Annotated in this window: 12 protein-coding genes, 2 rRNA genes and 1 riboswitch; all 14 genes read left to right on the plus strand. The window is 50.0% G+C overall.

Annotated features, from left to right (window positions below):
• Window positions 1-35 precede the first annotated feature (35 nt).
• A 23S ribosomal RNA gene (locus M1Q06_RS04815) occupies window positions 36-2967 on the plus strand.
• Between the two features lie 64 nt (window positions 2968-3031).
• Window positions 3032-3147: ribosomal RNA gene (rrf, locus tag M1Q06_RS04820) — 5S ribosomal RNA — on the plus strand.
• 167 nt (window positions 3148-3314) lie between these two features.
• On the plus strand, window positions 3315-3836 hold the full coding sequence (locus M1Q06_RS04825; RefSeq protein WP_058383677.1) for a DUF2179 domain-containing protein: 522 nt from the start codon (window positions 3315-3317) through the stop codon (window positions 3834-3836).
• Window positions 3833-4021: an NETI motif-containing protein gene (locus M1Q06_RS04830; RefSeq protein WP_211653580.1), complete on the plus strand. Its 189-nt coding sequence runs from the start codon at window positions 3833-3835 to the stop codon at window positions 4019-4021. The genes M1Q06_RS04825 and M1Q06_RS04830 overlap by 4 nt, the downstream gene beginning before the upstream one ends.
• Window positions 4022-4106: 85 nt before the next feature.
• Window positions 4107-4207, plus strand: a riboswitch (purine riboswitch).
• Between the two features lie 136 nt (window positions 4208-4343).
• Window positions 4344-4832 (plus strand): 5-(carboxyamino)imidazole ribonucleotide mutase, encoded by a 489-nt coding sequence (purE, locus tag M1Q06_RS04835; protein WP_434401992.1) that lies wholly within the window; start codon window positions 4344-4346, stop codon window positions 4830-4832.
• Window positions 4829-5953: a 5-(carboxyamino)imidazole ribonucleotide synthase gene (gene purK / locus M1Q06_RS04840; protein ID WP_434401994.1), complete on the plus strand. Its 1125-nt coding sequence runs from the start codon at window positions 4829-4831 to the stop codon at window positions 5951-5953. The genes purE and purK overlap by 4 nt, the downstream gene beginning before the upstream one ends.
• Before the next feature lie 16 nt (window positions 5954-5969).
• Window positions 5970-7265: an adenylosuccinate lyase gene (purB, locus tag M1Q06_RS04845; protein WP_274623354.1), complete on the plus strand. Its 1296-nt coding sequence runs from the start codon at window positions 5970-5972 to the stop codon at window positions 7263-7265.
• A gap of 15 nt (window positions 7266-7280) precedes the next feature.
• Complete coding sequence (gene purC / locus M1Q06_RS04850; protein ID WP_434401996.1) at window positions 7281-7994, plus strand: phosphoribosylaminoimidazolesuccinocarboxamide synthase; 714 nt, start codon at window positions 7281-7283, stop codon at window positions 7992-7994.
• Window positions 7994-8248, plus strand: a complete 255-nt coding sequence (purS, locus tag M1Q06_RS04855) for a phosphoribosylformylglycinamidine synthase subunit PurS (RefSeq protein ID WP_058381411.1) — start codon at window positions 7994-7996, stop codon at window positions 8246-8248. Before purC ends, purS begins: the two co-directional genes overlap by 1 nt.
• Entirely contained in the window at window positions 8245-8928 is a 684-nt protein-coding gene (gene purQ / locus M1Q06_RS04860) for a phosphoribosylformylglycinamidine synthase subunit PurQ (protein WP_121301266.1), read from the plus strand. Before purS ends, purQ begins: the two co-directional genes overlap by 4 nt.
• Window positions 8912-11137: a phosphoribosylformylglycinamidine synthase subunit PurL gene (gene purL, locus M1Q06_RS04865; RefSeq protein WP_434401999.1), complete on the plus strand. Its 2226-nt coding sequence runs from the start codon at window positions 8912-8914 to the stop codon at window positions 11135-11137. The genes purQ and purL overlap by 17 nt, the downstream gene beginning before the upstream one ends.
• The gene (gene purF, locus M1Q06_RS04870; protein WP_058381408.1) at window positions 11113-12534 is read left to right on the plus strand and encodes an amidophosphoribosyltransferase; all 1422 of its coding nucleotides are present in this window, start codon (window positions 11113-11115) and stop codon (window positions 12532-12534) included. The genes purL and purF overlap by 25 nt, the downstream gene beginning before the upstream one ends.
• Window positions 12535-12545: 11 nt before the next feature.
• Complete coding sequence (purM, locus tag M1Q06_RS04875; RefSeq protein WP_434402001.1) at window positions 12546-13607, plus strand: phosphoribosylformylglycinamidine cyclo-ligase; 1062 nt, start codon at window positions 12546-12548, stop codon at window positions 13605-13607.
• Window positions 13597-14181, plus strand: coding sequence for a phosphoribosylglycinamide formyltransferase (purN, locus tag M1Q06_RS04880; RefSeq protein ID WP_434402003.1), 585 nt, complete (start codon window positions 13597-13599; stop codon window positions 14179-14181). Before purM ends, purN begins: the two co-directional genes overlap by 11 nt.
• Window positions 14182-14184: the final 3 nt, after the last annotated feature.

Genomic DNA, 14184 nt, shown 5'->3' on the forward strand with positions numbered 1-14184 from the left:
GCTTTGCGATCAACTTATTTTTTTTGACCCTCAGTGGTTAAGTTAATAAGGGCGCACGGTGGATGCCTTGGCACTAGGAGCCGAAGAAGGACGGCACTAACACCGATATGCCTCGGGGAGCTGTAAGTGAGCTGTGATCCGGGGATTTCCGAATGGGGAAACCCACTGTTCGTAATGGAGCAGTATCCATGTGTGAATACATAGCACATGAGAAGGCAGACTCAGGGAACTGAAACATCTAAGTACCTGAAGGAAGAGAAAGCAAATGCGATTCCCCAAGTAGCGGCGAGCGAAACGGGATCAGCCCAAACCAGAAGGCTTGCCTTCTGGGGTTGTAGGACACTCTATACGGAGTTACAAAGGAACGGATTAAGCGAAGCGACCTGGAACGGTCCGCAAGACAGGGTAATAGCCCCGTAGCTGAAAGTTCGTTCCCTCCAGAGTGGATCCTGAGTACGGCGGAACACGAGAAATTCCGTCGGAATCCGGGAGGACCATCTCCCAAGGCTAAATACTCCCTAGTGACCGATAGTGAACCAGTACCGTGAGGGAAAGGTGAAAAGCACCCCGGAAGGGGAGTGAAATAGATCCTGAAACCGTGTGCCTACAAGTAGTTAGAGCCCGTTAATGGGTGATAGCGTGCCTTTTGTAGAATGAACCGGCGAGTTACGATTGCATGCAAGGTTAAGGTGAGAAGCCGGAGCCGCAGCGAAAGCGAGTCTGAATAGGGCGAGTGAGTATGCAGTTGTAGACCCGAAACCAGGTGATCTACCCATGTCCAGGGTGAAGGTAAGGTAACACTTACTGGAGGCCCGAACCCACGCACGTTGAAAAGTGCGGGGATGAGGTGTGGGTAGCGGAGAAATTCCAATCGAACCTGGAGATAGCTGGTTCTCTCCGAAATAGCTTTAGGGCTAGCCTCAAGAAGAGAATCCTGGAGGTAGAGCACTGTTTGGACTAGGGGCCCATCCCGGGTTACCGAATTCAGACAAACTCCGAATGCCAGTGATTTATGCTTGGGAGTCAGACTGCGAGTGATAAGATCCGTAGTCAAGAGGGAAACAGCCCAGACCACCAGCTAAGGTCCCCAAATATCCGTTAAGTGGAAAAGGATGTGGCGTTGCTTAGACAACCAGGATGTTGGCTTAGAAGCAGCCATCATTTAAAGAGTGCGTAATAGCTCACTGGTCGAGTGACACTGCGCCGAAAATGTACCGGGGCTAAACGGATTACCGAAGCTGTGGATGGACATCGTAGATGTCCGTGGTAGGAGAGCGTTCTAAGGGCGTTGAAGTCAGACCGGAAGGACTGGTGGAGCGCTTAGAAGTGAGAATGCCGGTATGAGTAACGAAAGACGGGTGAGAATCCCGTCCACCGAATGCCTAAGGTTTCCTGAGGAAGGCTCGTCCGCTCAGGGTTAGTCGGGACCTAAGTCGAGGCCGATAGGCGTAGACGATGGACAACAGGTTGATATTCCTGTACCACCTCCCCGCCGTTTGAGTAATGGGGGGACGCAGAAGGATAGGGTGAGCGTGCCGTTGGTTGTGCACGTCCAAGTTGTGAGATGAGAAACGAGGCAAATCCCGTTTCTATGTACATCAAGCAGTGATGGCAAGAGGTTTAACCTCAGAGTCCCTGATTTCACACTGCCAAGAAAAGCCTCTAGCGAGGCGGGAGGTGCCCGTACCGCAAACCGACACAGGTAGGCGAGAAGAGAATTCTAAGGTGAGCGAGTGAACTCTCGTTAAGGAACTCGGCAAAATGACCCCGTAACTTCGGGAGAAGGGGTGCTCTGGTAGGGTGAATAGCCCGAGAGAGCCGCAGTGAATAGGCCCAGGCGACTGTTTAGCAAAAACACAGGTCTCTGCAAAACCGTAAGGTGACGTATAGGGGCTGACGCCTGCCCGGTGCTGGAAGGTTAAGGGGAGTGCTTAGCGCAAGCGAAGGTGCGAACCGAAGCCCCAGTAAACGGCGGCCGTAACTATAACGGTCCTAAGGTAGCGAAATTCCTTGTCGGGTAAGTTCCGACCCGCACGAAAGGCGTAACGATCTGGGCACTGTCTCAACGAGAGACTCGGTGAAATTATAGTACCTGTGAAGATGCAGGTTACCCGCGACAGGACGGAAAGACCCCGTGGAGCTTTACTGTAGCCTGATATTGAATTTTGGTGCAACTTGTACAGGATAGGTAGGAGCCAGAGAACCCGGAGCGCCAGCTTCGGGGGAGGCGTCGGTGGGATACTACCCTGGTTGTATTGAACTTCTAACCCACAAGCCTTAGCGGCTTGGGAGACAGTGTCAGGCGGGCAGTTTGACTGGGGCGGTCGCCTCCTAAAGAGTAACGGAGGCGCTCAAAGGTTCCCTCAGAATGGTTGGAAATCATTCGCAGAGTGTAAAGGCACAAGGGAGCTTGACTGCGAGACGGACAGGTCGAGCAGGGTCGAAAGACGGACTTAGTGATCCGGTGGTTCCGCATGGAAGGGCCATCGCTCAACGGATAAAAGCTACCCCGGGGATAACAGGCTTATCTCCCCCAAGAGTCCACATCGACGGGGAGGTTTGGCACCTCGATGTCGGCTCATCGCATCCTGGGGCTGTAGTCGGTCCCAAGGGTTGGGCTGTTCGCCCATTAAAGCGGTACGCGAGCTGGGTTCAGAACGTCGTGAGACAGTTCGGTCCCTATCCGTCGCGGGCGCAGGAAATTTGAGAGGAGCTGTCCTTAGTACGAGAGGACCGGGATGGACACACCGCTGGTGTACCAGTTGTTCTGCCAAGAGCATCGCTGGGTAGCTATGTGTGGCCGGGATAAGTGCTGAAAGCATCTAAGCACGAAGCCCCCCTCAAGATGAGATTTCCCATTGCGCAAGCAAGTAAGATCCCTCAAAGACGATGAGGTAGATAGGTTCGGGGTGGAAGCGTGGTGACACGTGCAGCTGACGAATACTAATCGATCGAGGACTTAACCAACAAACTGAAACGCACGTTTCTCACAATGTCGATTTATCCAGTTTTGAGCGAACAAGCTCAAGAGTCCAGTGATGATGGCAAAGAGGCCACACCCGTTCCCATCCCGAACACGGAAGTTAAGCTCTTTTGCGCCGATGGTAGTTGGGGGTTTCCCCCTGTGAGAGTAGGACGTCGCTGGGCAAGTAAAAAGGTCGTTACTGGTTCATTCCGGTAACGGCTTTTTTTGTTTCATTTGCCTTTTTCACGAAACAATGCCTATTCCCTCTTGCATTCGTACTTTGATTGACCTAATATGAAATTTAATTGCGAAGGAAAGGGTGCAGAAATTGGATATTAATCCGTGGTTAATGGTTCTCATTATATTTTCAATCAATATAGTCTATGTCACCTTCTTTACTGTGCGAATGATTATGACACTCAAAGGCTTCCGTTATTTAGCGGCGCTTGTCAGCATGGTGGAAGTGGTCATATATATAGTAGGGCTCGGCTTGGTGCTAGATAATTTAGATCAGATACAGAACTTGGTCGCTTATGCGATTGGTTATGGATCTGGGGTTGTGATCGGTTCTAAAATCGAAGAGAAAATGGCGTTAGGATATATAACGGTCAATGTTATTAGCAACGATGAAAGTGATTATCTCCCGCGGAAGTTGCGTGAAAAAGGCTACGGTGTAACCGATTGGGATGCGAACGGAAGAGATGGCGGCAGGCAGGCTATGCAGATTTTGACCCCGCGAAAGATGGAATTGAAACTATACAAAACCATCCAAGAAATAGATCCCAAAGCCTTTATAATTGCCTATGAACCAAAAACGATTCATGGTGGATTCTGGGTAAAACAAGTGAAAAGAGGTAGATTGTTTAAATGAGTAAAAAGACGATTTGGTTCGAAGTACAGGAACACGAGACGATGGAAGACTGCCTGAACCGAATGAAAAAAGAAGGGTATATGGCTGTTGGCCGGAAAGAAGAGCCCTTATTTGAAGAAATTAATGGAGAGCCTGTACCTGTCCGTCAGATTATCAAGTTTAAAGGTAATAAAATCGAAAAATAGCAGATGATGGGTAAAAAACACGAACGTTGAAAGAAAGGTCTTGTTTATCGTTCGACTTTACCATTGACGCATATGAACCATCTTGTTATGATTAATAAGGAAACCCCATATATGCAGAAGAATTGGCTTCTGCGTCTCTACCAGGACACCGTAAATGTCCGGACTATGCGGGAAAGCAACTTATGGTACTTATAACGGAGGATGTGCTTTTTTATGCCATCACGTATGTTTTCGTTGAATCAAAGTCCTTAAGTAAACTGCTTTTCACGTCATGTGAGCAGTTTATTTGAGGGCTTTTTACTTTTGAAAGAGAGGTTATTGAATGAATCCGCGAATTGGCATTATTATGGGAAGTTCGAGTGATTGGGAAACGATGAAACATGCATGCGAGGTTCTAGATGAACTGAAGATCGGCTATGAAAAAAAAGTGATATCAGCTCATCGGACGCCGGATTTGATGTTCAGTTATGCAGAGGAAGCACGCAGTAAAGGTTTGCATGTGATCATTGCAGGAGCTGGCGGTGCTGCTCATTTGCCGGGAATGGTCGCGGCAAAAACAACTTTACCGGTTATCGGTGTTCCAGTTCAGTCTAAAGCCTTGAACGGGATGGATTCATTATTGTCGATTGTTCAGATGCCCGGTGGGGTGCCGGTTGCAACTGTAGCGATTGGGAAAGCCGGCGCGATTAATGCGGGACTCCTGGCTGCCCAAATTCTTGGAACGGTCGATAATGAAGCAGCACAAGCTTTGGAAGATAGACGCAAGCGGACTGCGGAAGCCGTGTTGGAAAGTTCAGGTGATCTGGTATGACAAGAACGATTTTACCTGGACAGACGATTGGTATTATCGGCGGAGGGCAGTTAGGCCGCATGATGGCGCTGGCAGCGAAGGAAGCAGGATTTAAAATTGCGGTTTTGGATCCTGGTATGGATTCACCCACCGGGCAAGTTGCGGATATTCAAATTGTAGCCCCGTTCAATGATTCAGAAGCGCTTGAAGAATTGGCGGAAGTGAGTGATGTCATCACTTATGAGTTCGAAAATATTGATGTGGAAGGACTCCGCCATTTGACCGAAATCGCTTATGTGCCTCAAGGGGCTGAGCTGATAGGTGTCACGCAAAATCGGATTTTCGAGAAACAAGCCATTCGTGAAGCTGGTGTTCCAGTAGCGGATTATATAGAAGCTTCTGCATTTGACGAATTGAAAGAGCGAATCGCCAATTTTGAATATCCTTTTGTCGTTAAAACGGCTAGAGGTGGATATGACGGCAAAGGCCAGCAAATTGTGGAGAATGCAGAACAGTTATCAGAGGCGGAAGCCCTGTTCCAGAACGGGGATTGTGTCGCGGAAGCGTTTATCGATTTCACGATGGAGATATCGGTTGTCATCCAGCGCAATACTTTAGGTGAAACGGCTATATTACCGATTGGGGAGAATATCCACAAACACCATATTCTTCATCAGACAATCGTCCCTGCAAGAGTTGGGGAGGAAACGCTGACAAAAGCAAAAAAGGCGGCAGAAGCAATTGCTGAACATCTACAGATGGTCGGAACGCTTGCGGTTGAAATGTTCGTTTTGCCAGATGGAGAGATTCTGGTCAATGAACTGGCACCGCGCCCTCATAACTCAGGGCATTATTCAATTGAAGCGACGAACATTTCGCAGTTCCACCAGCACATCCGCGCCATTTGCGGATGGCCGTTAAGAGAGCCGAAGCTTTGGAGTTCTGCTGTCATGGTCAATGTGCTCGGAGAACATGTAGCGCCGCTCACGACGAAAATCGCACATTATCCGGACTGGTCGATTCATTTATACGGCAAGGACGAAGCAAAACATAAACGCAAAATGGGGCATGTGACCATTTTGACGGAAGACATAGATCGAACATTAAACGAAATCGACGCATCCGGCATTTGGCCGGAATAATTGGAGGATATAGATTATGATCGCACGTTATACACGCCCGGAGATGGGTGCCATTTGGACAGAAGAAAACAAATACCAAGCATGGTTGGAAGTAGAAATCCTTGCATGTGAAGCTTGGGCAGAAATCGGCGATATCCCGAAAGAAGATGTAGCCAAAATCCGTGAGAATGCAGGGTTTTCAGTCGATCGAATTCTAGAAATTGAAGAAGAAACGCGCCATGACGTTGTTGCTTTCACGCGTGCGGTTTCCGAGACACTTGGGGAAGAGCGCAAATGGGTTCATTACGGATTGACGTCAACGGATGTTGTCGATACGGCACTTTCTTATCTGCTGAAGCAGGCAAATGAAATCCTGCGCAAAGATTTGACGAACTTCATCGATATTTTAGCGGTGAAAGCGAAAGAGCATAAAATGACGGTCATGATGGGCCGTACACACGGTGTTCACGCAGAGCCGACGACATTCGGTTTGAAATTGGCGCTTTGGCACGAGGAAATGAAGCGTAACTTGGAGCGTTTTGAAGCAGCAGCGAAATCGATCGAAACAGGTAAAATGTCTGGTGCGGTTGGAACGTATGCGAATATCGACCCGTTTGTTGAAGAGTATGTGTGTAAAAACTTAGGAATCGCCGCATCGCGCATTTCCACACAAACTTTGCAGCGTGACCGCCATGCGCAGTATATGAGCACACTCGCGTTGATCGCTTCATCTATCGAGAAGTTTGCGACAGAAATCCGTGGTTTGCAGAAGTCTGAAACACGAGAGGTTGAAGAGTTTTTCGCCAAAGGGCAAAAAGGATCGTCGGCAATGCCGCATAAACGCAACCCGATCGGTTCTGAAAATATGACTGGCCTTGCACGCTTGATCCGTGGGTATATGATGACAGCTTATGAGAACGTCTCACTATGGCACGAACGCGATATCTCGCATTCCTCTGCAGAACGTGTCATCTTGCCGGATGCGACGATTGCATTGAACTATATGCTCAACCGCTTCGGCAATATCGTTAAAAACTTGACTGTGTTCCCGGAGAACATGAAGCGCAATATGGACTCAACACTCGGCCTTATTTATTCTCAGCGTGTGCTTCTGACATTGATCGACAAAGGAATGGCGCGAGAAGCCGCATACGATACCGTTCAGCCGTGCGCGATGGAAGCTTGGGAAACGCAGACTTCGTTCCGTAAAGTCGTGGAAGCGAACGAAACGATCACTTCCCAGCTGACGAAAGAAGAGCTGGATGATTGCTTTGATTACAACCACCACCTGCAGCAAGTCGATATGATCTTCAACCGTCTCGAATTAAATTAAACGGAGGCATCAATCATGGAAAAAGCTCAGCTATTGTATGAAGGAAAAGCGAAACGCCTGTATAAAACGGACGAGCAAGGCATTCTTTGGGTGGAATATAAAGACTCCGCCACTGCATTCAACGGAGAGAAGAAAGAAGAGATTTCAGGCAAAGGACGCTTGAACAATCAAATCACCTCTTTGCTGTTTGAGAAATTGAAAGCAAACGGCATCGCTTCCCATTTTGTGAAGCAGTTGTCCGATAGCGAGCAATTGGTGCGCGAAGTGAGCATCGTACCTATTGAAGTAGTGGTCCGCAATATCGTCGCCGGCAGCATGGCGAAACGACTTGGACTCGAAGAAGGCAAAGAGATCGAAAAGCCGGTCGTGGAGTTTTACTTGAAAGACGATGAGCTGGGCGATCCGTTGATTACGGACGATCATGTCGCCATGCTTGAACTTGCGACAGAGCAGGAAGTGGCGGTCTTGAAAGACAAAGCGCGGAAGATCAATGAGGTATTGATCGGCTTTTTCCAGGAAATCGGTGTCGATTTGGTCGATTTCAAGATTGAATTTGGCCGTGATGAAAACGGTGAAATCCTATTGGCTGATGAAATTTCACCCGACACGTGCCGCCTATGGGATAAGGAAACGAAACAGAAACTCGATAAAGACGTATTTCGCCGGAACCTCGGCAATTTGACGGATGCTTATGAACTCATTTTATCTCGACTGGGAGGACAAAACTGATGAAAAAAGTAAAAGTGTATGTGACATTGCGTGAAAGTGTACTCGATCCACAAGGTTCCGCGGTGATGGGATCGCTCCATAAGATGGGCTATGACGAGGTCCAGGATGTCCGGATCGGTAAATACCTGGAACTGGTCATTGGGGATAGCGAACGTGATGTCGATGCGTTGGTCGATGAATTGTGCAACCGGATGCTTGCGAATACGGTGATTGAAGATTACAGGTATGAAATCGAGGAGGTTGTCTCGCAATGAAATTCGCAGTGATTGTTTTCCCAGGGTCGAATTGTGACTTGGACATGTACCACGCCATCAAGGATGAACTCGGAGAAGAAGCGGAATATGTCTGGCATGATACGCATGACTTAAGTGGCTATGACGGAATCTTGCTTCCAGGCGGTTTCTCATACGGGGATTATTTACGCGCAGGAGCGATTGCCCGTTTTTCAGGCGTGATGGACGAAGTGCGCAAAGCAGCAGAAGAAGGCAAACCGGTTCTCGGCATCTGTAACGGATTCCAGATCCTGACGGAAGCCGGCTTGCTTCCGGGTATGCTAATGCGCAATAAAGACTTGAAATTCACTTGCCGCACAGTCAGCTTGAAAGTAGAGAACGCCCACACTTTGTTCACGAATGAATACAAAGAAGGCGAAGAAATCCGCATTCCAGTCGCTCACGGGGAAGGCAATTATTATTGCGACGATGCGACATACCAGCATTTAAAAGACAATAATCAAATCGTTTTCACATACGCAGAGGATTTTAACGGCAGCCGCAATAACATTGCCGGCATCATCAACGAACGCGGCAACGTACTTGGCATGATGCCGCATCCGGAACGTGCGGTTTCCGACTTGATTGGCGGAACGGACGGCTTGCCATTATTCAGATCAATCGTCAAACAGTGGAGGGAATCACATGTCAGTCACGCTTGAGCCGAACACACAACAGATCAAAGAACAGAAAATCTACCAGCAGATGGGCTTATCGGACGCCGAGTTCCAAATGGTCGAAGACATCCTGGGCAGAACGCCGAATTACACAGAAACCGGTTTGTTTTCTGTCATGTGGTCTGAACATTGTTCTTATAAAAATTCCAAGCCGGTATTGTCGAAATTCCCGACTAAAGGCGACCATGTATTGCAGGGGCCAGGAGAAGGCGCTGGCATCGTCGATATCGGCGACGGTCAGGCAGCTGTATTCAAAATGGAATCCCATAACCATCCGTCTGCAATCGAACCTTACCAAGGAGCGGCGACAGGCGTCGGCGGCATCATCCGCGACGTGTTCTCGATGGGTGCTCGTCCGATCGCGCTATTGAACTCCTTGCGTTTCGGCGAACTTGAAACGCCGCGCGTCAAATATTTGTTAGAGGAAGTGGTCGCAGGCATCGCCGGTTACGGCAATTGCATCGGCATTCCGACGGTCGGAGGCGAAGTGCAGTTTGATGCATCGTATGATGGCAACCCGCTTGTCAACGCGATGTGCGTCGGCTTGATCGACCATAAAGATATCCAAAAAGGCGTCGCTAAAGGAACCGGCAACCCGGTCATGTATGTCGGCGCTAAAACAGGCCGCGACGGCATCCACGGCGCGACATTTGCTTCAGAAGAGTTGACGGACGCATCTGATGAAAAACGCCCAGCTGTTCAAGTGGGCGATCCGTTCATGGAGAAATTGCTCCTTGAAGCTTGCCTGGAACTCGTGAAATCCGATGCGCTCATCGGCATACAGGATATGGGTGCTGCAGGACTCACTTCATCTTCAGCGGAAATGGCGTCGAAAGCCGGATCTGGCATCGAGATGGATTTGGATCATGTGCCGCAGCGCGAAACGGGCATGACGGCTTACGAAATGATGCTGTCGGAATCCCAGGAACGCATGCTGATCGTTGTCAAACAAGGGCGCGAACCGGAAATCGTCGAGCTGTTCGAAAAATACGGCCTGGATGCCGTGACAGTCGGACGGGTAACGGACGATTCCACATTGCGCTTGAAGCATAAAGGCGAAATCGTTGCAGAAGTGCCGGTCGACGCACTGGCAGAAGATGCGCCGGTCTATCACCAAAAATCGAGCGTGCCGGAATATTACCGCGAATTCCAAAGCTTGCCGAACGAAGAGCCGGAAGTGGAAGACCATCAAGCAACCTTGGTTTCATTATTAAAGCAGCCGACTATCGCTTCGAAAGAATGGGTTTATAATCAATACGATCACCAAGTGCGTACTAGCACAGTCGTCTCACCTGGCTCTGACGCTGCAGTCATCCGTGTGCGCGGAACGAATAAAGGCCTTGCGATGACAACGGATTGCAACTCTCGTTATATTTACCTTGACCCAGAAACAGGCGGCAAGATCGCTGTCGCAGAAGCGGCGCGTAACGTCGTCGTCTCAGGCGGGCGCCCGCTTGCGATCACCGATTGCCTGAACTTCGGAAACCCGGAAAAACCTGAGATTTTCTGGCAGCTTGAAAAAGCGGCTGACGGCATGTCGGCAGCTTGCCTTCAATTGAACGCACCAGTTATTGGCGGAAACGTCTCTTTATATAATGAAACAAACGGTACAGCGATTTATCCGACGCCGACGATCGGGCTTGTCGGGCTTGTCGAAGATTTGAAGCATGTCACGACGCAAGATGCGAAAAAGCAAGGCGATTTCGTCTATCTTGTCGGCGGCAGCATGACAGAATTCGGCGGCAGCGAATTGCAGAAAATGGTAGAAGGCCGTATTTTCGGAAAAGCGCCATCTATCGATTTGGACGTCGAAGCACAACGCCAATCCGCTATCCTTACTGCTATCCAGCAAGGCTTGGTCCAGTCGGCTCATGACGTAGCGGAAGGCGGCGTCGCTGTCGCTTTGGCTGAGAAGACTTTCGGCAACGGGCTTGGCGTAGACGTAAGCCTTGCCGGTTCCAAGACGACCGCTTTATTCAGTGAAACACAATCGCGCTTTTTGCTCACGGTATCGCCTGAGCAAGCACAAGCATTCGAGGATACAGTGAAAGATGCACGGAAAATCGGTGAAGTCACGGGTGATCGCATGATCGTCAAAGGGGAAGACGGAGCCGTCTGGATCGATGAATCGGTCGAAACGCTCCGCTCCGCCTGGAAAGGGGCTATACCATGCTTGCTGAAATCAGAGGCTTAAACGAAGAATGCGGGATTTTTGGCATTTGGGGCCACACCAACGCAGCGCAACTTACGTATTATGGGCTTCATGCTTTGCAGCACCGCGGCCAAGAAGGCGCAGGAATCGTTTCGACTGATGGAGAGGCTTTACGCGCATTAAAAGGGGAAGGCATGGTCAGTGAAGTGTTCACTCCAGAGAAATTGGAGAAGATCACCGGTACTGCAGCCATCGGCCACGTCCGCTATGCAACAGCAGGCGGCAGCGGCATTGAAAATGTCCAGCCTTTGCTGTTCAATTCGACGACAGGAAGCCTGGCAATTTCGCATAACGGCAATTTGGTCAATGCGACGCAATTAAAAGGACATTTGGAGCGCCAAGGCAGCATCTTCCAAACGACATCGGATACGGAAGTGCTCGCACACTTGATCAAGCGCAGCGGTTATGAAAGCTTTGAAGAAAAAGCGAAAAACGCCTTGTCGCTATTGAAAGGCGCGTTTGCATGCTTGGTCTTGACAGAAGAGGCCATGTTTGTGGCGCTCGACCCGAACGGCTTGCGTCCCTTATCCGTTGGGAAAATGGGGGATGCTTGGGTTGTCGCTTCTGAGACTTGCGCATTCGATATTGTCGGTGCAGAGTTTGTGCATTCTGTCGAACCGGGTGAATTCTTGATTATCAACGATGATGGCATGCGCAAGGAACGTTTTGCGTATCCGGAAGAACGCTCGATCTGTACGATGGAGTATGTCTATTTCTCCCGGCCGGACTCGGATATTGACGGCATCAATATCCATTCGGCGAGAAAACGCCTCGGCAAGCAATTGGCAAAAGAAGTCCACATCGAAGCGGACGTTGTGACGGGTGTGCCCGATTCTAGTATTTCCGCAGCGATCGGTTTTTCTGAACAGAGTGGGATTCCGTACGAACTCGGGTTGATCAAAAACCGTTATGTTGGGCGGACGTTCATCCAGCCTTCACAGGAAATGCGCGAGCGTGGCGTCAAGATGAAGCTGTCTCCAGTGCGCCAAGTCGTCAATGGCAAACGCGTCGTCATGGTTGATGACTCAATTGTGCGCGGAACCACTTCCCGACGCATTGTCGCTTTATTGAAAGAAGCGGGCGCAACGGAAGTCCACGTCGTCATCAGTTCGCCGCCGATCAAGAACCCTTGTTTTTACGGCATCGATATCAGCACATCCGGCGAATTGATCGCCGCGAACAATACAGTAGAAGAAATGCGTGAAATCATCGGTGCGGATTCGCTAACGTTTTTGTCGGTCGATGGCATGGTCCAAAACATCGGACGCACCGACCCAGGCTCGAAATGCGGCCATTGCTTGGCTTGTTTCACTGGCGAATATCCAACGAATATCTATCCGGATACCGTCTTGCCGCATGAAAAAGAAAAAGTGAAATAGGGGGAACCGAAGTGTCTAAAGCGTATGAAAAAGCAGGCGTCAATATCGAAGCGGGCTACGAAGCCGTCAAGCGGATGAAATCCCATGTCGAACGCACCGCGCGTACAGGAATGCTGGGTGCATTCGGCGGGTTCGGCGGCATGTTCGATTTGTCCGAGCTGAATTTGAAACAACCGGTTCTCGTTTCCGGAACAGACGGTGTCGGCACGAAGCTAAAACTGGCTTTCATGGCGGATAAGCACGATACGATCGGTGTCGATTGCGTCGCAATGTGCGTCAACGATATCGTTGCACAAGGTGCGGAACCTTTGTTTTTCCTCGATTATATTGCTTGCGGCAAAGCGGTTCCTGAAAAGATCGAACAAATCGTCAAAGGCGTTGCCGATGGCTGCGTAGATGCAGGCGCGGCATTGATCGGCGGAGAAACGGCTGAAATGCCGGGGCTTTATGATGAGAATGAATACGATATCGCCGGCTTTGCGGTCGGTGCTGCCGAGAAAGCAGATATCGTGACAGGTGAGCACATCCAAGCGGGCGATGTCTTGGTGGGGCTTACTTCAAGCGGCATCCACTCGAATGGCTATTCGCTCGTCCGCCATATTTTATTCGGCGACCAGGAAGGTTCGTTGAACGAGAAAGTAGCGGGCTTTGAAGAGCTCGGCACACTCGAATCCTTGCTGCTCGAGCCGACGAAAATTTATGCTAAGACTGTCCAATCGATACGCAAACAGGCGGACGTCCACGGTATGGCGCATATCACGGGCGGCGGGTTTATCGAAAACTTGCCACGCATGATGCCTGATGGGCTAGGTGTTGAGATCGAGCTTGGCTCTTGGCCGGTGCTTCCAGTATTCGACCTGTTGAAAGCAAAAGGCGAACTGGCAGACCGTGATCTGTATTCGGTGTTCAATATGGGCATCGGATTTGCAGTGGCCGTTTCTGAAGCGGATGCACAACAAGCGATCCAGGCAGCAGAAGCGAGTGGAGACAAAGCCTATGTGATCGGTAAAGTGACAGAGATCGAGGGTGTCCAGTTCCAAGGCAGTCAGGACGGGACTTTACATGAAAAATAGAACAAAAATGGCCGTTTTCGCTTCTGGAAACGGCTCTAATTTTCAAGCGCTTTACGAAGCAACTCAAGACGGGCGTCTCGATGCGGACATCGTTCTGGTCGTGGCGGATAAGCCGTCTGCGTTTGTGTTGGAACGGGCGAAGCAGGCAGGAGTGCCGGCGTTCTCGTTTACACCGCGTGAGTATGCGTCCAAACAGGCATATGAATCGATGCTGGTGGAGAAATTAGAGGGAGCGGGTGTCGAGTGGCTCGTGCTGGCTGGGTTTATGCGGTTGATCGGCCCGGTTTTGCTAGGGACTTACGAAAACCGCATCGTCAATATCCACCCATCGGTGCTGCCGGCGTTTCCTGGAAAAGATGCCATCGGCCAGACGCTAGAAGCAGGGGCAAAAGAGGCTGGAGTCACCGTACATTTTGTCGATGAAGGCATGGACACGGGAGCGATCATCGCACAGCGCTCGTTTGCTGTAGATGGCGCAGACCGTGAGACAGTGGAACGCAAAATCCATGAAATCGAGCACCAATTATACCCTGAGAGTTTGCAGCAATTATTCAGCCGGCAGCAGTCGGTCTAGGAG

Source organism: Planococcus sp. 11815, from assembly GCF_051096385.1.
GTDB lineage: Bacteria > Bacillota > Bacilli > Bacillales_A > Planococcaceae > Planococcus > Planococcus citreus.

Bases quoted from the DNA above. Each gene is read 5' to 3' on its own strand.
- M1Q06_RS04825 (WP_058383677.1), top strand. From the start codon at position 3,315: ATGGTTCTCATTATATTTTCAATCAATATAGTCTATGTCACCTTCTTT.
- M1Q06_RS04830 (WP_211653580.1), top strand. From the start codon at position 3,833: ATGAGTAAAAAGACGATTTGGTTCGAAGTACAGGAACACGAGACGATG.
- purE (WP_434401992.1), top strand. From the start codon at position 4,344: ATGAATCCGCGAATTGGCATTATTATGGGAAGTTCGAGTGATTGGGAA.
- purK (WP_434401994.1), top strand. From the start codon at position 4,829: ATGACAAGAACGATTTTACCTGGACAGACGATTGGTATTATCGGCGGA.
- purB (WP_274623354.1), top strand. From the start codon at position 5,970: ATGATCGCACGTTATACACGCCCGGAGATGGGTGCCATTTGGACAGAA.
- purC (WP_434401996.1), top strand. From the start codon at position 7,281: ATGGAAAAAGCTCAGCTATTGTATGAAGGAAAAGCGAAACGCCTGTAT.
- purS (WP_058381411.1), top strand. From the start codon at position 7,994: ATGAAAAAAGTAAAAGTGTATGTGACATTGCGTGAAAGTGTACTCGAT.
- purQ (WP_121301266.1), top strand. From the start codon at position 8,245: ATGAAATTCGCAGTGATTGTTTTCCCAGGGTCGAATTGTGACTTGGAC.
- purL (WP_434401999.1), top strand. From the start codon at position 8,912: ATGTCAGTCACGCTTGAGCCGAACACACAACAGATCAAAGAACAGAAA.
- purF (WP_058381408.1), top strand. From the start codon at position 11,113: ATGCTTGCTGAAATCAGAGGCTTAAACGAAGAATGCGGGATTTTTGGC.
- purN (WP_434402003.1), top strand. From the start codon at position 13,597: ATGAAAAATAGAACAAAAATGGCCGTTTTCGCTTCTGGAAACGGCTCT.